A 22811-nucleotide genomic window follows, 5' to 3' on the forward strand; every position below is an offset into this window, starting at 1 on the left:
CTCGTTATAGGGTCTTTCCTACAAAGTGGATCAATTCACTTGTATTATAATATTAAGGGGCAAAATCATGATAAAATCGACCAAAAAACTACTGCTTTTATTTTTGTTGTTTAGTTTTAATGCTTGGTACAGCATCGCACAGGTTTCTACCAGTGTACAGAATACCAATTTCAATTCCTGTGGCAGCAACCTACCGCAGACTGAACTAAACCTTGGAAACCTGGTACTGTCCGAGACATTGGCCACGGATTTCGGCTCGGGTACATTTACTTTCTACATACAGGCACCCTCTAATTTTGAGATTAGGGCCACTTCCTACTCTGAAACAGGAACCGATATTAGCAGTGCTTCCGTTGTTCAGGACCCTGGCAATGCCTCAAGATTGGCTGTAACCATAACGACCAACGCCCAAGGTTCCTTGGATGTATTTACTATAGAAAATGTTAGGATTCAACTTATACCCGGTTCAGCAACCACAAATGGTCTACTAAGATATGTATTGGGTGGTAACGCCAATAAGATAAACGGACTTGCCGACAATCAGAACCTTGCCAACGTCTCTTTCACTGCCCTAACCGGAGGAACAGGCGTTAACCAACAGGTCTGTGCCAGGAACGATATCCAGAATATTAGTATTACAGGCTCCAATATAACCCAAAGCAGAACTTTTGAATGGGAAAAGGATGTTAACGGAACATGGACGGCCATTGCCAATTCCAATACGGAAATTCTGGTAGTGGACAAACCCACCTTCCCAAACGGGATAAGTAGGTTTCGCCGGTTAACCACCTTTATGGTGAACGGGGAATCGTGTACCCAGATCAGTACCACTGCCACCATTACCGTAAACGAAATATATGCAGGAACCATTACCGAAGGTACAGGCCAAAATGTTTGTGCCACCCAAATACCCGAACAGCTAAGTACTTCGGGCGATGTGGCTGTAACGCCTTCAGGAACCACAACTTATCAATGGTACAAAAATGATTCGGGCCCTTGGGAACTAATCAATGGAGCAACTGACAATTTTTATCAACCAAGCGCTTTATCCACAACCACTTCTTTCAAAAGAAGGGTCACTAACGTTTTAAACGGGTTTAGCTGTTATAAGGAAACCCCTGCGGTTTCCATAATTGTAAATTCTGCCGTATTGGGAGGTACCGCCGCCAATCAAAATATATGTTCCTTGAGCGAATTGCAATTGTTAACGATCAATAATGGCGAAAATAACGGAACCTATCAATGGCAAAAATACGACGGCAGTAACTGGGTAAACATTAGTGGTGCCACTCAGAGCAACTACAACGCCAGTGCCAACCTAAATCCCGGAGTAGAGCAATTTAGAAGGGTTACCACGGTTTCTGGGGCAAGTTGTCAAGGAGTTAGTACAGTGGCCACCATTACCTATACCAATTTTGCAGAAGGAAGTATTACTGGTACGGAAACTGTTTGTTACAATGAAGCTCCAGCTGCCATAACATCGGACACCAATGCCACGGGAACGGGTACCATTTCATATCAATGGGAACGCTTTGACGGTAGTTCGTGGGCTGCAATTTCCGGAGCCAATAACGCGGATTATCAGCCAAGTGCCCTTACCCAGACAACTACCTTTAGAAGACAGGATAGTATCCTCCTAAACAGTTATACATGTTCGGATTACACCAATGAAATAGAAATCACTGTTCTTGGTCAAATTAACGGAGGAACGGCCAGTGCCGACCAGACTATTTGTGCAGGGGAAACACCCAATGCAATAACTATAAACAATGCCACAGCAGCAGGTCCCAACATTAGCTACCAATGGCAATCGGCAACCACAGGTAGCTTTACCAATATAAGCGGGGAGACCAATGCCGTATATAATTTTGCCGGGGCACCAGCTGTTACTACAAGATATAGAAGACAAACCATAGTTTCCAATAACGCCAAGGTATGTTTTCAAAATTCTACCGTAAGCACTGTTTACGTAAACAGCCTTAACGTGGGAACAATTGGCAGCAACCAAAATGTTTGTGCAGGACAAGCGCCCAGCACCATTATCAATATAGGAAATACGACCGCTGCCGGCAATCTGACTTATGCCTGGGAAGCCTCGACCGATAATGGGGCAAGCTGGAACCCGATAGCTTCCGCTACTGGTTCTACCTATACCCCTGGTATACTTGCAACAACTACCAAATACAGAAGACTGGATACCACCACCTTAAATGGAAAGGTGTGTTCTGCATACACCAATGAAGTCTCCATAGTTGTAGCTGGTGCTATTTCCGGGGGAGAAGGGTCTGCGGACCAAGCCATTTGTGAAGGTGATACCCCATCAACCATTACAGTTTCCAACGGCACGCCTGCAGGTACAGGGATTAATTTCCAGTGGTATTCGTCCACCGATAATGTCAATTACACTTTAATGAGCGGGGAAACTGGTGAAGAATTAAATTTCTCTACAGGATTGACAACATCGACCTATTTTAGGAGAAACGTTACCAACACCAACAATGGCAATACTTGTGAGGCTTTAAGCCTTCCAACCTTGGTCACCCTAATAACCTTAAACGAAGGGACTATTTCACAAACCCAGACCGTTTGCGGATCCAGCAACGTGGCGCCGATTACCAGTTTGGCCGATGCAAGTTCCAATGGCGCTATAAGCTATACTTGGCAGAGTTCTCCAGATGGGAGCACTTGGACCGATATTGCCAATACCAATCAAGCTACCTACACCCCTACAAATACTGGGGATTTACAAACCTACTATAGAAGAAAGGCTAGTTCAACATTGCAAAGCATCACTTGCGAAGCCATAACTACTCCGGTAATAGTCTATGTAAATAAATTTGATAACCCTAACAGCCATAGAATTACTTTTTCTTCTGGGGCAACCGGAACTACGGAAGTGTGTAATGGAGGAGACCCACAGGCTTTCAGTACTAATTTTCCGTTGATCGCATCCGGAACGGTAAGCTACCAATGGCAGATATCCAGCGATAATATATCGTATTCAGATATTGGAGGAGCTACCTCGGCCACTTACGATCCCCCTGCCGTAACCCAGGACAACTACTATAGAAGAATTACTACTTCTACCTTAAATGGTCTCTCCTGCAGTGTAACCAGTAATGTACTGACCATCATAAATGGAGGAAATGCCACTGGTGGTACTATCGGCACTACCAATCCCAATGGTGTATCTCCCAGTACCAATGGAGAAGTAATTTGTAAGGGCGACATTCCAAGTGAAATTGTGCAATTAACTGCCTCAACCGGGGAAACTTTAACCTATCAATGGTATGCCAATGGAACTCCTATACTTAATGCCACCGGAATAAACTATACTCCAACCAATATAGTAAACAGTACCACCACTTATATTCGAACCACCACCAGCACGGATATTTCCGGGGTGGAATGTGTAGTGGATAGCAACCCTGTAACGGTTTTGGTACCCCAAGCTGACAATCTTGGAAACAATATCACCATCTGTTATAATACCATGGCCCCAACATTGGGCAACCCTAGCGCCATAGAAGGACTTCCTTATTTGACTTTTGAATGGTATGAATCCACAGATGGAAGTACCTTTAATAAAATTAATGGAGCAACTAGTGAAACCTATACACCTGCAACCCCATTGACGGCCGATAGATATTACCGTAGGGATTACTTGGCTACAGTGGAAGGTATAGCCTGTGAACCTTCCTATACTCCAAGCAATGTGATTAGGATTTTTGTCAATGATGTGGACGGAGGCACTATTTCAGGTGATGATAAAATTTGCTTCGGAGATGATCCTTCCGTTTTAGGGAACACCGTAGCTGGAACTGCCGAAGGTGTATTGAAGTATCAATGGTATTCCTCAACGGATAACACAAATTGGGGAATAATCAACGGGGCTGTAAATAGTACCTATGACCCTATTGCCGGCAGCTATCCCACAACCTATTTTAAAAGGACTGCTTCTTCCACACTTAACGGTGTTGTTTGTACGGAAGATAGCAATACTATAGTAGTTCAGGTTACGGAACAACTATTGCCAGGAACATTGACCAACGACCAAACCATCTGTGAAGGGGTTGTACCTGCCGCCTTGACGGTAACTGGTGGCAGTACCTATGTAGATCAGACTTATGACTGGTATGCATCCACTGACGGTAGCGTATGGACAGATCTGGCCGTGCATTCTGCTTCTTATACACCGCCAGTCCCAACCGCTACCATGTATTACAAGAGGACTATTACCAGAACCAGTTTGGTGGACCAAACCTGTGTTGTAGAGACCAACCCAATAAAAGTTACCCTTAACCATGTTTATGCCGGTAAAATAACGGACAATCAATCGGTTTGTGAGGGAAGTCAACCTTTGGCCATTGTGGAACAGGAATCCGCAACTGGCGCAGGTGTACTCACCTATCAGTGGTGGTCATCCCCGGACAATCAGACTTATACTGCCGTTGCCGGTGCCACGCAGCCAAATTATACCCCTCCAAGTACCCTCACTGCTTCTACCTACTTTAAAAGAGTGGTTACCAGTACGGTGAACGGCGTAGCCTGTGCGGATGAAACCTCGCCAAAAATTGTAACCGTAATTCCATACGCCATCATAAATAATGATGCTATTATTGCCAATGACATTACTAATGTCAGCTGTAATGCAGGAAATGATGGTAGTATTGTAATCCCCAACTCCAGAATCACCGGAGGTAATACGGCCCAGAAGCAAATCAATACCATTTCCCTTTTCGGCACTCCAACTTTAGGCAATACCTATAGTATACTAATTGATGGGAAGGTCTATGATCACCAAGTTACCCTGAACGGCATTAATCAGCCACAGGATAATAATGAGGTGGCCGCCGATCTAGTTCAGAAAATCAATACGGCAACAGGACCCAATTTGAGCTCTGTAGTGGCCACAAGAAATTTCAATGAAATTACCTTGACCGCCAAAGTTGCAGGTATTGGATTTACGGCATATGTTAGTACTGGATCCGACCCCAATGTTAGCTCATCCAACGTAATTACACAACCAAATTCGGTGGCAAATACTTATGTATGGTCCAAAATAGGGGATAATAGCTTTACGGCTTCTACCTTAAGCATAAGCAATCTTACTGCCGGAGCCTACCAGTTAACGGTTTACAACGAATTCTGTGGAACCACATCGACTCCGTTTATAGTATCGGAACCCGAAGTATTGACCCTAAATATCGGGGATACCTGTAATACGGCCATTACCGCCTATAGTACAGGAGGAATAGCGCCTTTTACCTTTACGCTTACAAGGCCTAACGGTACCACTTTGGTACAGACATCCAATAATCCAAATATTACCTATACCAATTTAACCGGTGGAGCTACCTACAACATAAGTGTACAGGATGCCTCTTGTGGAATACAGGAATCGCAATCCGTAACCTTGCCTATGGGACTACAATTTGATCAAGCTTCCGTGGTGGTTGAAAACGCCACTTGTTATGGTCAAAATGATGGCAGCATTAGTTTAAACATTGGAGCTACAACAGTAACCGGTGGAAAGGCACCTTATAGCTTCAGTTGGACTGGCCCCAATAATGCCAACTTTACCACAGAAAATATCAGCAACTTGGTACCTGGGGTGTATGTACTATCCGTAACGGATCAACTTGGTTGTTCAGCAACATATACTGCCAATGTAGCTTCAAAAGCGCAATTGGAAATCAGTAGTGTACAGGTTATCAACCAGCAATTGCAATGTGCAGGTGATGCCAATGCAGAAATTAGCATACAGATAAGTTCTGATCCTAGCAGTCAGTTACAAATAAACTGGTATAAAAATGGAACCAGTTATTCTACCAACAACACTAGTCTTACCAATTTGGGAGGAGGTAGCTATGAGGTAGTGATCATTGACACCAACAGTGATGCCAATACTCCATGTACCGTTAGACAGACATTTGTCATTACTGCTCCAACCGTATTTAGCGCTACCGAGGTAACCAATGGAAATACGAGTTGTGTGGATGCCAATACCGGAAGGGATTTTACCTTTAGGGTACAAGGAGGTACGTCGCCTTTCCAGTATTCTTTGGATGGAGGTACTCCTGTAATATTCACCAATACCCAGACCACAATAAGCTCGCTTTCCAATGACAGTCATGTTATAGAGGTAACCGATGCCAACCAATGTGTTGTACAAACGTTTACTATGGAAAGTTACGAGGCCATGGATTATACTGGCGCGAAAGCTTACACCATTCCACCATGTGAATCCAATTTCGCATTTAGCCTGAATACCAATTTAGTTACTGGCGGGAAACCTTTTGTAGACGGAAGTAACAACCCATACTACTTTTATGATTGGAGAGGTCCCAATAATTTTGTGGCCCAGGACATTACTAGTTTTGATGCGGTTCCAGGCTCGTATTGGTTGACCATAACCGATAGTAATGACTGTTCTTCAGAGGAAATTGAATTTACCTTTAGTACCACATATCAACCAATTGTAGTTAACAAAACCATTACTCCGGTAAGTTGTGGTGCTACCAATGACGGAGCCATTTCCATTACAATAAGTGGAGGCCTTAGACCATACAGTATTAGATGGGAAAAAGAAACGGCGGGTACAGCAAACAATCCAGATCCAGTGTTTACTCCTTTCGGTCAGAATATAACCCAATTGAGCGGATTGGAAGAAGGAAGGTTAAGACTTACCATTACAAGCAATATCAATGGTTGTACCAATTCCGATCCAGCCTATTATTACCAGGAGATCATTACTATTAATAAGGCGGAATCGCTTCAACTAATAGACGGACCTTATTTGGATCAATCACTTTGTTTGGGCAATCCTGGTAGTATTTCCGTATCGGTTTTCAATAGTCAACCTGGAGATTTGAGTTTTTACTATGAAGGTGCCCTAGTGCCTTCCGTAAAAACGGGCACCAATACCTATTCCGTTCAAATTGGGAATCCGTTGGACAACGCCACCCTTAATGTAGTAAATGATCAAGGATGTGGAATTACGATGCCAATAAGTTCTGGGGTAACAGATCCTTCGTTTACCTATAGCTCGGACGAATATGAAATTACGGGCCTTTTAATGGCCAAGGAAGATATTCGTTTCAGCATAACCAGTGATCCTGGATATGGCAACGCTTCATGGGATTTTGGGGATGGAAGTCCAATAGTAAATGTGGATCCGGAGATAGATGGTATCATGACCACTCATAAATATAGTTACCCTGGCATTTTTACTACCACTCTAACTTTATATAACGCAGAAGGTTGTAGTAAAACAGTTCAACAGGATGTACAGGTGGGTAACGGTTATGACGTAATGTTCCCCAATGTATTCTCCGCCAATGCCGACGGAATAAACGATTACTTCCAAGGTGAATTTACGGGTATCGCCTCGTTTACATTTCAAATTTATGATATGTGGGGCTCCTTGGTGTACAGCGTTGCCTATGACTATGATAGCATGCCCACAAATTGGGGTTGGAACGGAAACTACAGTTCGGGAAAACCATACAAAAACACTTCCTTCAGATATCTGTTTGTAGGAACCACAAGAGATAATAACCAAATAACCAAAACTGGCGAAGCCTCAATATTAAGATAGAGATGAAGAAACTTAATCTAATAACCCTACTAATTATTCTTATTACGTTGGGGGCCAACGCTCAGGAAAAATTTGTGAACAACCTAAGCAAGGTACCGGCTTCCTTAAACCCCAGTTTTCACGCTTTTAAGGATAAAACCAGGATAGGGGTCTTGGCCGAATTTGCCAGTCAAAGCCAAGGAAACCAATCCCAACATAAATATACCTTTGGCTCAACGGCCTTTGAAGAATACAATTTTCAACTGGGCGTAGATCTGTTCAACAATAACCTGAACAATTCAGGGTTTAATTATACTTCTGCGGCATTGAGTTATATGTATAAATTGGTTTTAAAGAACGATTGGATCCTATATCCCGGAATTACCGCGGCCTATAGCAATTACAGGTACGATTTTAACAATCTTACCTTTCAAGATCAGATAAATATCTTTACTGGCCAAATTAGTGCCAATACTATAGATCCCATTACAGCCTCTGAAAATGTGGGCTATTTGGATATGGGGGCATCAGTTTTGATCCATAACGATATCAATACGCTTTTTGGTCTGTCCCTAAAACATTTGAATCAGCCTAGAATCTCCTCCAAACAAAGTGAAAATAACGTGAATTTAAACATGCTTATTTCCGGACAATTTGGATATGAAATGGACATCAATAAATATGGACAGGCCAAATTACCGGAGCATTCCTATTTATATTTATTTAATGCGGTGTCTATTCAAGGACCAAATACCAGATTGGATTTTTATCAGGATGTTACCCTGGGCAACTTTAGTATTGGTATAAACGAACATCTCAGCTATTTGGAAAATGCCTCATTTTCCGAAATAGGTTTTGCCACCAGTCTTACCTTGGAAACTTTCGAATTTGGACTCAACTATAGATTACCATTCGGTGGTGAGGCCAAGCAATACATTCCCAATTCACTTGAATTATTTTTAGTATTCGACATTTCTAGGTTTAAAGAAAGAAGAAGATCTGACTACAGCAGGTTTTATTAACACTGGCCCAATAATATAGTTAACCCCCCAACAAATGTTGGGGGGGTTGTTTTTACGAAAAATAGATTTGCCAACAATTGCGAAATTGGTTCTTGATACTGCTTCTTAGTTATTGATTTTTTAAGAAATTCCATACATTATATATCCTTAGAAGTTAAATACATATTATAAGTAGTCGTTATAATGAGGTATAATGGTCAATTCATCTCTCTTTTGACCATTAATACAAAAGATATATGTAATTTTCCTTTAGTTAATAATTCAACCACCATAAGCCATTTTGTAAATGTACCAATTCAAAAACAGTTTGCTTTATCTGTTGCTAATAGCGCTAACAATTTCGTCCTGTAGTGAAAAACAAATTCAAACAACCCAAAAACCCAATATTATCTACATCATGTCCGATGACCATACTACCCAAGGCTTTGGTATATATGGGAGTCGATTGGCCGGATTAAATCCTACCCCTACATTGGACAAGATTGCCAATGAAGGAATTATTTTTGACAATTGTTTTGTAAACAATTCCATCTGTACGCCCAGTAGGGCCTCTATTATTTCTGGACAATACCCACAGACCAACGGAATATTGGACCTGGAAGGTGTTATTGGGGTTGAAAGGCAGTATCTGCCAACAGAGATGAAAAAATTGGGATACCAAACGGCCATTGTTGGTAAGTGGCACTTACACCACGAGCCCGCAGCTTTTGATTACTATAAGGTATTGCCCGGACAAGGTGACTATTTTGATCCGGAATTTCTGGTAAGGGGCGAAAAATCATGGCCCAATAATAAGGTAAAGACCAAGGGCCATTCCTCAGATAACATCATGGATATTACCTTGGATTATCTAAAAAATAAAAGGGATCCCAACAAGCCTTTTTTCTTAATGCACCATTTTAAGGCTCCGCATGACGATTTTGAATATGCTCCGAGATATGAGGACTATTTGGCCGATACTTTTATTCCCGAGCCGGAAAGCCTCTACCATAATGGAAATAACGGTTCCATAGCTACTAGGGGCAAAAACGATTCCCTCACTAGAATAATAGGATCCTCGGTCTCGCACCGTAACCTAATTCGCCATCAGGCCAACAATATCTATTGGAACGATACCACCATTTATAAAAAATATAGAAATGTAGAAGACATAGCCCCTTCGGAATATGTAAAATGGGAAATGACACCGGAAGAAAGGGATTATACCAGTAAAGTCTACCAGGATTATTTAAAGAAGTACCTGAGATGTGTAAAGGGTGTGGATGATAATGTAAGGCGTTTGTTGGACTATTTGGAAGCGGAAAATCTTTTGGACAATACCATTATTGTCTATACCGGGGACCAAGGATTTATGTTGGGCGAACACGATTATATAGATAAAAGATGGATGTATGAGGAATCCATGCGGATGCCATTTTTTGTGAGGTATCCTAAATCAATTAAGGCAGGAACGCGTACCGATGCCATTATCAACAACACAGATTTTGCTCCCACCTTGATTGAAATGGCAGGGGGGAAGACTCCAGATTACATGCAGGGCCACAGTTTTAAAACCATATTGGAAACTGGGCAGGAGCCTGAAGGTTGGCAACAGGCCACCTACTACCGTTATTGGATGCATATGGCCCACCGCCATCAAAATCCCGCCCACTTTGGCATTAGAACCAAGAACCATAAATTAATATTTTACTACGGAAAATATTGGGTGGATACCGATGATCCCAATGCCACATGGAACAAAGAGAGCTGGGGAAATGACTTCAGCAACCACACTCCACCAGCCTGGGAATTTTATGATCTTAAACATGATCCTAAGGAAATGAACAATGCCTATGGTGACCCAAAATATAAAGATATAATCGCAGGTTTAAAGGAACAACTTATCAAATTGAGGGAAGACCACAACGAGACCGATGCAAACTATCCGCACATCCAAAAGGTAATTGACGCTCATTGGAACGATTGAAAATTTGCCTTTTTTAGAATAGTAGTATAGGGATCCTGAATAATTCTTAAGAATTCTCTTGTAGAGTGCATCCGTTTATACGTTGTATTCACTGTTCATTCCTACCAATTATTAACGTTGGCAGTACAGAATATTAATTCAATTCCTCACAGAAAAAACCATGATTTTTCAACAAGCTTGTTATAGTGGTTGCCGTGACCCTTTGGGTTTCGACCCGGAGGATATTGTCGCAATCCTCCAGGTCAAAATTCCAGTAGCCATTATTGGCTATTAATTTGTTCAAATCAGGTTTCAAGACTTTCACTTGCCGTTTACTGTTAATTGATGTCTTAAATACCAAAACTTCTTTCATATTTCAATTCTGTTAACGTTCGTAAAATGCAGGTGGTTCTATTCCCAAAGACCTTAGATAAACGTAAGCCTGTCCTCGGTGGTGAATTTCATTGTCTATAAAGTAAAAGATGGAAGACCATACCGTACCTTCATATTGACCAAAGATTTTGATGTTCCGCTGAAATTGCTCCTCCTTGATCTGGGCCCAATAAGTATTGATTTCTATGGTAGCCTCATCCCAAAGTTCCAGCAGTCTGTCCTTTTTATTCCCGTGATCCAAATGCTCGTTTAGGGGAGCAGACTTACCAGTGGCAATTTCCTTAATACCAGGTCCGGCAATTCCCAACAGTTCCATAACCATTTCGGCAAATGTGCGCATACCCCCAATAGTATGGCTAAAAAAGGCCTCTTCGGGAAAAACTTCAATAGTCCTACGTGTCAGCGCCCTATGTCCTTGCCAATGATCCAGCAATTCTTGTGATGAAATAACTTGTGGGGTCTTGTTCAATGTAGTGTGCATAGTTATAAATTTTTATGGGTTAATATTTCAATATCAAAATTAAATATGGGTAGTGACAGCCCTGTGTCAGTAGTAAAAACTATTTTAAAAAAATTATTTAATAATCTTATTATCAAATAATTACAATGAATCATACAAATCAGAAGACCTATGTTGACATAAGGTTGTCACTTGGCCTCCTTTAATTTGTAAACTGATTTTGAAAATATCGGTACGTGAAAGTTTAGCATCGTTAATCCTGTCACCATATGGACAAAACAAAGTCAATTTTTGAATTATGCTTTTATTTGAAATCCTATCTTTGGGATATATGTCAGTCAATTATGGGTAGAGATACGGTAAATCGATTTGATCGTATAGTGGCGATCTTGGTGCAATTACAATCCAAGCGTATTGTAAAGGCGCAAGAGTTGGCAGACCGATTTGAGGTTAGTTTACGAACTATTTATAGGGATATTAGAACCTTGGAAGCCTCTGGTGTCCCCATTTTGAGCGAAGCAGGTGTTGGCTATTCCATTATGGAAGGCTATCGCCTTCCTCCGGTCATGTTTACCCGTGAGGAAGTAGGCAGCTTTGTGGCTGCCGAAAAACTAATGCAGAAGTTTGTGGACAAGTCGCTTGGCAGCTATCATCAATCCGCAATGTTCAAGCTAAAGTCGATTTTAAGGGGAAGCGAAAAAGACTGGATTTCTGCCCTGGAGTCCAAAATATCCGTAGATCCATCACAACAGTTGTTCAATGAAGACCTGCCCAATGCACTTGAAATACTTTTTGAAAGTATTGCCGAAAAAAAACAGGTACACTTAAAGTATCACTCCATGCAGAGCGAGCACCCTTCCGATCGTCATATAGAACCTGTGGGGCTATTTCATGAAAATAATTTTTGGTATGTTCTGGGGTATTGTCATTATAGAAATGATTATCGACAATTTAGAACGGACAGAATGTTGGGTATTGCAAGAACCCCTCTTTCCTTCATTAAAGATCATGGAAGTTTGGATGAACATTTAAGTAAAGATGTCAATGTTCAAAAAACCAAGGTAAGAATATTGGTAGATAAAAATATTGCCAGGTTTATTAATGGTGATAGGAAACACTACGGCTTTATTTCCGAAAAGGTGAGGGGCAACCAAGTGGAAATGACATTTATGACTTCCAATGTAGAACATGGATTCCCTAGGTGGTATCTCATGTTCGGGGATTATGCCCAGATTATAGAGCCCGAAATTCTTAAGCATCGTGTTAGGGCCATCTTGGAAAAAACGGTTTCCAATCTTTGAATAAATTTGAATTGAATGGTTACACCTGTTGGCTTATGTGGTACCTACCTCGTATGCCATCAATCAAATTAACATAATATGGTTATAGCAGATAAGGAGACCCTTCCGCCAATTACCATATCAGTTTTAAGAATTAATTACCTTTTCATACGCCATTTGGTACAGATCTGCTAATTCCTTATCCGGATTCCTCTGACGAATTTTTTCCAAAAAGGTCAATAATTCTTCTCTTTTGTTTTGTTTGTGGGCATCGAAAAGGATATCCTCTATTGTACTGCTCATAATCTAGTTTTCTATTTCTTGAATTACTTTTAATGTTTTTAGCATGGAATCGGGGGTTACAGAAATGGTATCTATACCTTCCTCAATTAGGAATTTGGAGAAATCCGGAAAATCCGAAGGTCCCTGACCACATATTCCCACCTTGGTCTTATGTTTTTTGGCCGAGGAGATCAACGTTTTGATCATATTCTTGACCGCGGGATTGCGTTCATCGTACAAATGGGCCACCAAGCTGGAATCCCTATCCAAGCCAAGGACCAATTGGGTTAGATCATTGGACCCTATGGAAAAACCGTCAATCATGGGTGCAAACTCATCGGCCAAAATTACATTGGAAGGCAATTCTGCCATCAAATAAATTTCCAGCCCTCTTTCGCCCCTCTTAAGTCCATGGTCTTCCATAATCCTCAATACTTTGGTGAGTTCTTGCGGAGTCCTACAAAATGGGATCATGATGGTAATGTTTTCGAGGCCAAATTCGTCCCTAACTTTTTTCAGGGCCTTACATTCCAGTACAAAGGCCTCCCTAAAAACTTCCGAATAATAACGCGAAGCTCCTCTCCAACCAATCATTGGATTTTCTTCCCGGGGCTCAAAGTGATTCCCGCCCAAAAGATTGAAATATTCGTTGGTCTTGAAGTCGGACAATCTGGTAATAACCCGATTAGGATAAAACGCAGCCCCGATCTTACCGATGCCCTGTGCCAGTTTATTGATAAAAAAGGCCTCCTCGGATTCATATCCTTTGATCAATTCGGCAATGGCCGCCGATAGGGCCGAATCGTTCAAGGTCTTGTGCTTCAGCAAAGCCAAAGGGTGCACTTTTATATAATTGTTGATGATAAACTCTTCCCTGGCCAGGCCAACCCCAGCATTTGGAATTTTCCTATACTGAAAGGCCAGTTCCGGCGAACCAATATTCATTAGGACAGGGGTTTTGGTCTTCGGAAATTCCGTGTATGCGGTTTCGTGGAGCTTGTATTTTATTTTTCCTTGGTACACCTTTCCTACATTACCTTCTGCACAGGATACGGTAATATACTGACCGTTCTCTAGTAGGGTAGTGGCATGTGCAGCACCTACAATGGCAGGGACTCCAATTTCACGGGCTACAATAGCGGCATGGCAGGTTCTACCCCCTTTTTCGGTAATGATGGCCGATGCCTTTTTCATTAGTGGTTCCCAATCCGGATCTGTCATTTCTGTAACCAGCACATCACCCTCCTTGAAATCTATTTCATCGGCACTGCCATCCCTACCATCCAAGGTAAAAATGCGATATACCTTCCCGTTTCCGATCTTGTCTCCCACAGCGACCCCTTCCAGAATAAGTTTGTCCGCCAATTGATCCTCATCTTCAATTTCATATTCCTTTATACTTTCTGTCTGTTCCTGGGAATGGATCGTCTCCGGACGGGCCTGAACAATATACAGTTCGTTGGAGAGTCCGTCTATGGCCCATTCTATGTCCATTGGGCACCAGGAGCCCCTTACGGAACTGTAGTAATTTTCAATTTTCTGTACCCATTGGGCAAGTTGGATTATTTGTGGATCCTTTAAACAAAAGGAATCTTGTATCCTTTGATCTACAGGTACCTGTTTTACAGTTTCAAACGGTTTATTGCCATACACCATTTTATGTGTTTTCTTGCCTAGTTTTTTATCTATAATAGCATTAAACCCTTGCTCCAAGGTAGGTTTGAATACTATAAATTCGTCAGGAGAAATTTCCCCGCCCACAACAAGTTCCCCCAATCCATAGGCACCGTTGATCAGGACCACATCCTTGAACCCACTTTCCGTATCCAAGGAAAAAGCTACTCCTGAAGAACCAAGATCTGAACGTACCATTTTTTGTACACAGACCGATAGTTTAATAGTAAAATGATCAAAGTTCCTGGAAGAACGATAAGAAATGGCCCTGTCCGTATACAGGGAGGCAAAGCAGCTCCTAATAGCGGTTAGCAACATTTCCCCTCCACGGATATTCAAATAGGTAGATTGTTGCCCTGCAAAAGAAGCGTCTGGTAGGTCCTCGGCCGTTGCGGAAGAACGTACGGCAACATCGGTGGCGTCCTGACTGTATTCTTCGGATAGGACATAATAGTATTCAAGTATGGCCTTTTCTACGGATACGGGAAATTTTCCGTTGGAAATCAATTTCCGAATATTGGAACCGGTTTTACGAAGTTGAATAATGTCCGTCGTATCCAATCCCTCCAGGGCCGCACTAATTTTTTCCTTTAAATGGTTTTCCTCTATAAACGCATCATAGGCGTCAACGGTAACGGCGAAACCATTGGGCACTTTAATATTTTGGGAGGTGAGGTTTTGGAGCATTTCACCAAGGGAAGCGTTCTTGCCACCAACTCTTGGCAGATCTTCCATTCCAACTTCGCTTAATTTTTGGATGTACGCTTTTTTATTTTTCATGGCACTGGTCTGGTTGATGTTTTTACGCAATCGTTTTCGTAGATTGACAAAAAAATTATTACAGTACAAAATTTCATCAATTATGGGACCTTCACAACCAATATTCAATCAATTATCAATATTTTTTATGCTCATAAATAAATATATTTACCTATATGGAAATTTTAGTACTGATTAGAGTTTCTTATGTACGCGTTTTTTGACCCTAGTCAAAATGGACACCTACAAACATAACTAGGTTTTGGAATTAGGTAAAATGGATAAGATTGGTATAGGATTGATTTTATATTCAATTCTGTTACATTTTCCAAAAACTTAAGATCGAAGTCAAATAAATATAAAATTATTATGTAGTTAAATAGCTTCATATTATATTTGTAGCCAAATGACTTCATAGTGAAATTAAGAAGGGATATTTTTCAGGCAATTTCCGACCCAACAAGAAGGGCCATACTCGTATTACTTACTACACAGACCATGACGGCTGGTGCTATAGCCGAAAACTTTGATGCAGCAAGACCCACCATTTCAAAACATATTCAAATCCTAAATGAATGCGACTTGGTAATAGCCAAACAACAAGGTAGAGAGATATACTACGAACTTAAAATTGAAAAGATGAAAGAAATCGACAAATGGCTTGAGCAATTTAGGGTCATTTGGGAAAATAGATTTAACCAACTCGACAATTTATTGGAAACACTTAAAAACAAAAAGCATGAAAAATAATTTGTTATTCAATTTTTCCGTGAACAGGGAAAACAAAACGATCAACATTCAAAGAGAATTTAATGCAGAACTGGAATTAGTCTGGCACGCCTGGACCACACCAGAAATACTGGATCAGTGGTGGGCACCAAAACCTTGGAAAGCAGAGACCAAATCAATGGATTTTGCAGAGGGGGGTCATTGGCACTATGCCATGGTAAGTCCAGAGGGTGAAAAACATTGGGGAAAGGTTCTTTATATCTCAATAGTGGATAAAGAGTCTTTTAAAGCGAAAGATGGCTTTTGTGATGAAAACGGTGCGATGAACCGAGAATTACCACAGAACCACTGGTACAATCAATTTGTTTCAAAAGATAATCAAACCTTGGTAAACGTTACTCTTACATTTGATAGCCTAAGCGATTTGGAAAAAATAATTGAAATGGGCTTTAGAGATGGGTTCACAATGGCACTGGAAAATCTTGATCAATATATTGAAGCACAATTCAAACTTCGTAAGCAAAATAAAACAAGTAACAAAGCAAGGGTATCAAGCTATTTGAATTTTGATGGAAAAACTGAGGAAGCATTTTTGTTTTACCAAAAAGTATTCAAAACAGATTTTTTAGGAAAAGGCATTGAACGTTTTGGTGACATTCCTTCAGAGGCCGGACATCCACCGGTTGCCGACGCGATTAAAAAAATGGTATTGCACGTGGAGCTTCCAATTCTTGGTGGACACATTTTAATGGGAACGGACGCACCAAAAGAAATGGGATTTACATTAACAAAGGGAAACAACATGCATATCTGCCTTGAACCGGAAACAAGAGCAGAAGCAGATCGGCTATTTAACCAGCTCTCTGCTGGGGGTATTATTACAATGCCAATGGCAGATATGTTTTTTGGAGCCTATTTTGGTGAATTTTCCGATAGATATGGAATTAATTGGATGATTAATTATCAAAACAAATAACAACTATGAAAAGAACTAAAATTATATTCTGGATAGCGACTTCCATCATTTTTATTATGGAAGCCCTTATGCCATTGGCAACGCTCTTATTTGCACACGAATATTTTAATGCAGGAACCAAACCCTTGGGGTATCCAGATTATTTTGCCTATGCCCTAATAGTCTGTAAGATATTAGGGGCAACAATAATAATGTTTCCTAAACTTCCTGCTAAGCTTCGGGAATGGGCATATGCCGGTTTAACATTCAATTTAATTTTTGCCGTCATTAGCCATTTAGCAGTAGACCAGATTATATCATATATCCTAATGCCCTTTGTAGTGGGAGTTGTACTAGGAATTTCCTATATCTACTCACAAAAAATCACATTAAAATCTAAAAATATCTAATATTTCATTCCAAACATTATCACAAGCATTGAAGAAAAAACAGATAAAACGGCTCAAGACTTTCAGATTCTTGCAGCACAAAAAGGATTTGCTACAAACGGAGAATTAGTAGTAAAAGCAACCTAACTAACCAATTGCCTAAAACAAGGTTTTAAACCGGGCACGGACACGCTGCCACGTTCTAAGGAAAAACCAAGTAAATGGGAGCCACCTTTGCCAATGTTAGGAAATTTAGCGCCGAGGGCAATATTTATACGTTGTACAGTGCCTCCATCAATTCAGTCTTTTTGTTTCTGCTCAATGGCACCTGTCGTCCTTCCACTTCAATATTTTTACTATTGAACTTTTCAACTTTTTCCAGATTAACGATATAGGATTTGTGAATCCTTAAGAATTTATCTTGTGGCAACTGTTTTTCAAAAGATTTCATGGTAGAAAGAATAACGATATTGCCTTCATTGGTCACCACTTTAATATAGTCGCCAAGAGCTTCTACCCATTTTATATCATTCAGAACAACTTTGCGCTTCTTTAGATTGCTTTTTACGAAGATATATTCTTCATCCGCGCTTACATTCCGAGTCTGTTCATGCCTGGCTACTGCTCTTTTTATGGATGATTCAAAACGGGAGTTGGATATTGGTTTGTACAAATAGTCGGTAACGTCGTAATCAAATGCCTTTAGGGCATAATCAGGTTTACCGGTAATCAGAATTACCTGTGGTGGATTTTCCAAGGATTCCAAAAGATCGAAGCCATTAATGATGGGCATTTCAACATCGAGAAAAATAAGGTCGATTTCATTATTTTTGATCCCATTATTGGCTTCAATGGCATTACTGTATTGGGCTACCAAAGTGAGGTTAGGATGCTTGTTCACTAATTGGGCTACGGCCATGCGCTGCATGGACGAGTCATCTACGATTATACTTCTTAATTTCATAACGTGTCTCTCGTGGGTTTAAATCGAGTTGAAATTACTTAAATAGCCTTCCAAACCCTCAAAAATGATGTGAACACCGCCTTAGCTGTTGTGTAAATGGTGATATTTGTGGTTTGGCTTATGATGCTATTTTCCCACCTCTGAACCAACCAATTCAGTTTTAGGTGAAAATAGGTAAAAACCTACGGGCTAGTAAACTATATTCGTATAAAAACGATTCATGCACTCGATAACATAGGTTTACATCGCCCTTAAACAGTCACAGTAGGGTAGAAGGGAGCTCATAATATCAATGTAGTAGTACAATTGGTACAATTATATGTATTGGCCATAGTTTGGGATTAAAAAACAGTTGAAAGTAAAACTTGATTTTATGAAAAAATTTATTAAAGTTAAAAGTGAAGGGATTTTATATCCATACAAAAACCTGATTTTTCAAATATCTATCCTGTTCCTTTTCCTGAGTAGCAATACCTTTAATGCACAGGTATACTCCACCACCGATGGTCTCGCTAATTTCCAGGCAAAAATGCCACTTAACACCTACATGGGCAAGTCGGATCAATTACAGGGGAGCATCAATTTCGAAACCGGAAAAGTAGCTTTTAAAGTACCGGTAAAATCCATTAAGACCGATAAGGACAAACGGGATGAACACATGTACGAGCTGCTGGAGGCAGAAAAAAATCCCAATGTACTTTTTGATGGGAAACTAATCGATGAATTTAACTTTGATAAAAAGGGCAATCAGACGGTCAAGGTCAGGGGCGATTTTACCCTGGCCAGAACTACTAGAAAAATAACCGTTCCTTTAGATTTAGTAGTTGTTTCGGAAGGTGAAATTCAATTAAAAGCTTCTTGGTCATTGTTAATTACCGACTATGGTTTAAAGCGCCCAAGTATTGTCTTTATACAAGTTGATGACAAACATGACTTAAGTGTGGATGCAGTTCTAAAAACAAAAGGCATTAAACCACAGGGCAAGCCCTGAACCCAATAATAGGAATCGACACTAGGGTGGAGGTATTGAACCTAGATCCCGCCGAAAAAGGCGGGATTGGTTCAACTTGCAATTTTAAGTGCGTCTTACTGACTTCTCAAAATTGAGTTTCACCGATAAAAATTCAATACCTAGTAGATTTTTGCTCTTTCAAATAGAGAGCCCCTCTATTGCACGGACCACAGCTAAATTCCCAATTAATTGGTCATTGGGTAAAACTGAATTATTGTAAATCAATATTGTATTTCTCTTTATAGGCTATGGGGGTAATACCTGTAATACGTACAAACACCTCCCTAAAAGCCTTGGTATCATTATAACCTACATCATACATAACCTCGCTAACCGATTTTCGGGAATTTTCAAATGCCTTTTTAGCTGCCTCTACTTTAAGCCTTTGTAAATAATCGAATGGACGTAAATTGGTTGCTTTAATAAATCTGCGGTCAAAATTTCTTCTGCTGAGTCCAAATTTTATAGACAAATCCTCAATGGAAATTTTGACTTGATAATTGTTCTCCATAAATAATTGAGCTTTAAGGATAATTTCATCATTGTGACTTTTATGACCATTAAAAATCAAGAATTCAGATTGTTGGCTTCGGTTTATATCTACCTGAAAGTATTTGGCACAGTGAATTGCCGTTTGTCTATCGTAAAATTTTTGCACCAAATACATTAGTAAATGTAAAAATGAATACGCCCCACCATTAGTATAAATTCCATTTTCATCCGTAATCAATTTATCAGTTTGAATATTGACATCAGGAAATATATTTTTAAATTCTTCCTCTTTTGCCCAATGGGTAGAACATACCTTTCCCGATAGTAAACCGGTTGATGCCAACATAAAACTACCTACACACATGCTAGCTATTTCAGTACCTTTTATATACTGTTTTTTTACCCAATCGATAAGGATTTGATTGTTAGGTGTTGCCATTTTATAACTACGAATCAATGTTGCGGGAAGTATAATCAGGTCATTTTCCTTGCATTCAGAAATAGTTATATCAGATTTTATGGTGAAAAATCCGTTATTCAGAAATTTATCATGGCTCACGCTTACTAGGCTGATTTTAAACACAGGATTTTTACCAATTCTTTCAAAATAGGCATTAGCTGCTTCAAACACCTGCAAACTTCCAACAATACAAGCAATAGTACTCATATTGGTTTGATCATCTGGAATAAGAATACTTACATGTTTCATAAGGCATCGCACATGAAACAAAGATAAATTTTATCAATGTCCAAATCAACCCTTTACAATGTCTAAATACCACACTCTGAAAGTGTATTACTGTTTTTAAACTTGTAACAAAAATAAACACATTGAAATGGCACATTATACCTACTACTTTTCAACCCATAAACCCGACTATGAAATTTTTAATTTTTTACTCGAAATTAATAATTGGTGGGTAGGATTTCATAACGAAACTATCACTGGAAGTACTCAAAAGTTAGGAGATGAGTTTTCATTTCATGCAGGTGGAGGCATGCACATTACAAAGCAAAAATTAGTAGAATTAATACCCCATAAAAAAATTGTTTGGCTAGTAACAGAAAGTAAACTGTCTTTTCTTGAAGACGTTGAAGAATGGAAGGATACCAAACTGATTTTTGATTTACAACAATATTCTGATGGTGAGACAAAGGTGCAATTTATGCATGAAGGTTTAACTCCTGAGATAGCATGTTTTGATCAATGTTCAAGTTCATGGTCACGATATTTAAAACAACTCGAAACCAATCTAAATAAAAAATAATAAGACCAATACCTATCCTTTTAATCATAACAATACTAGCACATAATACAAAGGTCAAAACTAAAACTATTATTCAGAAGCAAATGGAAAATCAAAATTACTCTTCAACTATTATTGTAAACAAAGATGCTCAAACAGCATTTAATGCTATCAAAAACCTTAGAGCTTGGTGGTCCGAAGAAATTATTGGAGAAACCGGTACCCCAGGTGAAACTTTTTTCTACCATTACAAAGATGTGCACTTATGCAAAGTGAAATTACTTGAAGGACTACCAAACAAGAAGTTGGTCTATCTAGTAACAGACAACGAGTTTAGTTTTGTGGAAGACAAAACAGAGTGGATAAACACCAAACTCATATTTGAAATAGCGGAAGAGGGCAATAAAACAAAAGTGATTTTCACCCATGAAGGATTAACGCCTGAATATGAATGTTATGAAGTTTGTAATGATGCCTGGACTAGTTATATACAAGGAAGCTTAAAAAGTTTAATAGAGAAAGGAAGTGGTATGCCAAATGGCAAAGAAGGTGGTTTAAATGCAGAATTGATCAAGAAATGGGGGCTGCCTGAGAAATAAGGGTTGTATATAATTATGAATGTGAAAAAAATCTCGGTTAATAGAAATATTGTTGAAATTTTCAAAACTAATGTTGACAGCCGTAAATTGGCAAGCAAAATAGTTACCGACCTTAATCAATTATATCCAAATTACCGTATCAACTTCGATTTGGAAGATTGCGATAGAGTGTTAAGAATTGAGGGTAATATCTCAATAGACATGTTAGGAATTCTTAATTATAGTAGAAACAACAATATTCAAATTGTAGTTATTGATAAATAAGAGAGACCTTTCGAATATCCCATATCCCAGCCATTTTCTTCTAGCAAGAACTTTTGGATTGCCCGTTCATATATAAACAGTATATCATTTTTTATTGAGCGAAATTATTTATAGTATAAAATCAATAAACTTGTTACCGAACGTTTGGTAAATTTATTTCATTTTGTATATTTGCAATATGAGACCACAAAAAATAGAAGAACCAGAAATGCTTAATGGCTTTGCAAAACTATTTAGAGAAAAAGGATATGAAGGGACAAGTTTGGCTGAATTAGCAGAAGCTACTGGATTAAAAAAAGCAAGCTTATATCATCGGTTTCCTAAAGGAAAGGAAGAAATGGCAAAAGCTGTATTGCTAAATGTTAATAATTGGGTAGAAGAACATGTTTTCAATACACTAACCAATGAATTACTAACTCCAGAAGAGCGACTTAAAAATGGATTACAATACATAAAGAAACTGTACGACAATGGTAACACTCCTTGTCTTTTACAAGCCTTCTCAATGCAATCTGGAATAAACATTTTTAATCAACTTATTAATGATTCTATGTCATATTGGGTGGATGCTTTTACGAATATTGGACTAGCATTTGATTTAAGTCAATCAGTAGCAAAAGAAAAAGCAACTCAAGTGCTTATTGATATTCAAGGTAGCCTTATCGTATCAAGAGGTTGTAATAATCCAAATATTTTTATTGACACCTTAAATAAAATTGAAGATATATACACCAAAAAATAAAAAAATTTAGCTTATATATTTACC

17 protein-coding genes are annotated in these 22811 nt (G+C 39.5%); 11 read left to right on the forward strand and 6 right to left on the reverse strand.

From position 1 onward, the window contains the following. Positions 1-67 precede the first annotated feature (67 nt). The 3 genes from B9Y87_RS18055 (at position 68) to B9Y87_RS18065 (ending at position 10567) form a co-directional block, all read left to right on the forward strand. The gene (locus B9Y87_RS18055; protein WP_085500373.1) at positions 68-7600 is read left to right on the forward strand and encodes a T9SS type B sorting domain-containing protein; all 7533 of its coding nucleotides are present in this window, start codon (positions 68-70) and stop codon (positions 7598-7600) included. Between the two features lie 2 nt (positions 7601-7602). Continuing rightward, a complete protein-coding gene (locus B9Y87_RS18060; protein WP_085500374.1) occupies positions 7603-8601 on the forward strand; it encodes a PorP/SprF family type IX secretion system membrane protein in 999 nt (332 codons plus the stop codon). Between the two features lie 286 nt (positions 8602-8887). Further along, entirely contained in the window at positions 8888-10567 is a 1680-nt protein-coding gene (locus tag B9Y87_RS18065; protein ID WP_085500375.1) for a sulfatase family protein, read from the forward strand. Between the two features lie 133 nt (positions 10568-10700). On the opposite strand, the gene B9Y87_RS18070 is transcribed toward B9Y87_RS18065, so the two are convergent. Then, complete coding sequence (locus B9Y87_RS18070) at positions 10701-10919, reverse strand: hypothetical protein (protein WP_085500376.1); 219 nt, start codon at positions 10917-10919, stop codon at positions 10701-10703. Between the two features lie 12 nt (positions 10920-10931). Beyond that, complete coding sequence (locus tag B9Y87_RS18075; protein ID WP_085500377.1) at positions 10932-11420, reverse strand: DinB family protein; 489 nt, start codon at positions 11418-11420, stop codon at positions 10932-10934. Positions 11421-11743: 323 nt separating this feature from the next. On the opposite strand from B9Y87_RS18075, the gene B9Y87_RS18080 reads away from it, so the two are divergent. After that, positions 11744-12700: a helix-turn-helix transcriptional regulator gene (locus tag B9Y87_RS18080; RefSeq protein ID WP_085500378.1), complete on the forward strand. Its 957-nt coding sequence runs from the start codon at positions 11744-11746 to the stop codon at positions 12698-12700. Between the two features lie 126 nt (positions 12701-12826). On the opposite strand, the gene B9Y87_RS22015 is transcribed toward B9Y87_RS18080, so the two are convergent. Both B9Y87_RS22015 and ppsA read right to left on the reverse strand, forming a co-directional pair. After that, complete coding sequence (locus B9Y87_RS22015; protein WP_176225669.1) at positions 12827-12982, reverse strand: hypothetical protein; 156 nt, start codon at positions 12980-12982, stop codon at positions 12827-12829. 3 nt (positions 12983-12985) lie between these two features. Continuing rightward, positions 12986-15415: a phosphoenolpyruvate synthase gene (gene ppsA / locus B9Y87_RS18085; RefSeq protein WP_085500485.1), complete on the reverse strand. Its 2430-nt coding sequence runs from the start codon at positions 15413-15415 to the stop codon at positions 12986-12988. 396 nt (positions 15416-15811) lie between these two features. On the opposite strand from ppsA, the gene B9Y87_RS18090 reads away from it, so the two are divergent. The 3 genes from B9Y87_RS18090 to B9Y87_RS18100 are packed head-to-tail and all read left to right on the forward strand — an operon-like array spanning position 15812 to position 17488. After that, complete coding sequence (locus tag B9Y87_RS18090) at positions 15812-16144, forward strand: metalloregulator ArsR/SmtB family transcription factor (protein WP_085500379.1); 333 nt, start codon at positions 15812-15814, stop codon at positions 16142-16144. After that, the gene (locus B9Y87_RS22395; protein WP_085500380.1) at positions 16134-17099 is read left to right on the forward strand and encodes an SRPBCC domain-containing protein; all 966 of its coding nucleotides are present in this window, start codon (positions 16134-16136) and stop codon (positions 17097-17099) included. The genes B9Y87_RS18090 and B9Y87_RS22395 overlap by 11 nt, the downstream gene beginning before the upstream one ends. Positions 17100-17104: 5 nt before the next feature. Then, positions 17105-17488, forward strand: a complete 384-nt coding sequence (locus tag B9Y87_RS18100; RefSeq protein ID WP_085500381.1) for a DoxX family protein — start codon at positions 17105-17107, stop codon at positions 17486-17488. 250 nt (positions 17489-17738) lie between these two features. Here the strand turns inward: B9Y87_RS18100 and B9Y87_RS18105 are convergent, their stop codons facing one another. After that, entirely contained in the window at positions 17739-18431 is a 693-nt protein-coding gene (locus B9Y87_RS18105) for a LytR/AlgR family response regulator transcription factor (RefSeq protein ID WP_085500382.1), read from the reverse strand. Positions 18432-18804: 373 nt separating this feature from the next. On the opposite strand from B9Y87_RS18105, the gene B9Y87_RS18110 reads away from it, so the two are divergent. Beyond that, positions 18805-19422 (forward strand): YceI family protein, encoded by a 618-nt coding sequence (locus B9Y87_RS18110; protein WP_085500486.1) that lies wholly within the window; start codon positions 18805-18807, stop codon positions 19420-19422. Positions 19423-19654: 232 nt separating this feature from the next. On the opposite strand, the gene B9Y87_RS18115 is transcribed toward B9Y87_RS18110, so the two are convergent. Then, entirely contained in the window at positions 19655-20644 is a 990-nt protein-coding gene (locus B9Y87_RS18115; RefSeq protein ID WP_085500383.1) for a GlxA family transcriptional regulator, read from the reverse strand. Between the two features lie 127 nt (positions 20645-20771). Between B9Y87_RS18115 and B9Y87_RS18120 the strand changes: the two genes are divergently transcribed. From B9Y87_RS18120 to B9Y87_RS18135, 3 genes are all read left to right on the forward strand, one after another. After that, entirely contained in the window at positions 20772-21203 is a 432-nt protein-coding gene (locus tag B9Y87_RS18120; RefSeq protein ID WP_085500384.1) for an SRPBCC domain-containing protein, read from the forward strand. Between the two features lie 83 nt (positions 21204-21286). Then, entirely contained in the window at positions 21287-21781 is a 495-nt protein-coding gene (locus B9Y87_RS18125; protein ID WP_085500385.1) for an SRPBCC family protein, read from the forward strand. 442 nt (positions 21782-22223) lie between these two features. Continuing rightward, a complete protein-coding gene (locus B9Y87_RS18135) occupies positions 22224-22787 on the forward strand; it encodes a TetR/AcrR family transcriptional regulator (protein WP_085500386.1) in 564 nt (187 codons plus the stop codon). The last annotated feature ends 24 nt before the right edge of the window (positions 22788-22811 follow it).

Origin of the sequence: Arenibacter troitsensis (genome assembly GCF_900177645.1) — a bacterium.
Lineage (GTDB): Bacteria > Bacteroidota > Bacteroidia > Flavobacteriales > Flavobacteriaceae > Arenibacter > Arenibacter troitsensis.

Bases quoted from the DNA above. Each gene is read 5' to 3' on its own strand.
- B9Y87_RS18055 (WP_085500373.1), top strand. From the start codon at position 68: ATGATAAAATCGACCAAAAAACTACTGCTTTTATTTTTGTTGTTTAGT.
- B9Y87_RS18060 (WP_085500374.1), top strand. From the start codon at position 7,603: ATGAAGAAACTTAATCTAATAACCCTACTAATTATTCTTATTACGTTG.
- B9Y87_RS18065 (WP_085500375.1), top strand. From the start codon at position 8,888: ATGTACCAATTCAAAAACAGTTTGCTTTATCTGTTGCTAATAGCGCTA.
- B9Y87_RS18070 (WP_085500376.1), bottom strand. From the start codon at position 10,919: ATGAAAGAAGTTTTGGTATTTAAGACATCAATTAACAGTAAACGGCAA.
- B9Y87_RS18075 (WP_085500377.1), bottom strand. From the start codon at position 11,420: ATGCACACTACATTGAACAAGACCCCACAAGTTATTTCATCACAAGAA.
- B9Y87_RS18080 (WP_085500378.1), top strand. From the start codon at position 11,744: ATGGGTAGAGATACGGTAAATCGATTTGATCGTATAGTGGCGATCTTG.
- B9Y87_RS22015 (WP_176225669.1), bottom strand. From the start codon at position 12,982: ATGAGCAGTACAATAGAGGATATCCTTTTCGATGCCCACAAACAAAAC.
- ppsA (WP_085500485.1), bottom strand. From the start codon at position 15,415: ATGAAAAATAAAAAAGCGTACATCCAAAAATTAAGCGAAGTTGGAATG.
- B9Y87_RS22395 (WP_085500380.1), top strand. From the start codon at position 16,134: ATGAAAAATAATTTGTTATTCAATTTTTCCGTGAACAGGGAAAACAAA.
- B9Y87_RS18100 (WP_085500381.1), top strand. From the start codon at position 17,105: ATGAAAAGAACTAAAATTATATTCTGGATAGCGACTTCCATCATTTTT.
- B9Y87_RS18105 (WP_085500382.1), bottom strand. From the start codon at position 18,431: ATGAAATTAAGAAGTATAATCGTAGATGACTCGTCCATGCAGCGCATG.
- B9Y87_RS18110 (WP_085500486.1), top strand. From the start codon at position 18,805: ATGAAAAAATTTATTAAAGTTAAAAGTGAAGGGATTTTATATCCATAC.
- B9Y87_RS18115 (WP_085500383.1), bottom strand. From the start codon at position 20,644: ATGAAACATGTAAGTATTCTTATTCCAGATGATCAAACCAATATGAGT.
- B9Y87_RS18120 (WP_085500384.1), top strand. From the start codon at position 20,772: ATGGCACATTATACCTACTACTTTTCAACCCATAAACCCGACTATGAA.
- B9Y87_RS18125 (WP_085500385.1), top strand. From the start codon at position 21,287: ATGGAAAATCAAAATTACTCTTCAACTATTATTGTAAACAAAGATGCT.
- B9Y87_RS18135 (WP_085500386.1), top strand. From the start codon at position 22,224: ATGAGACCACAAAAAATAGAAGAACCAGAAATGCTTAATGGCTTTGCA.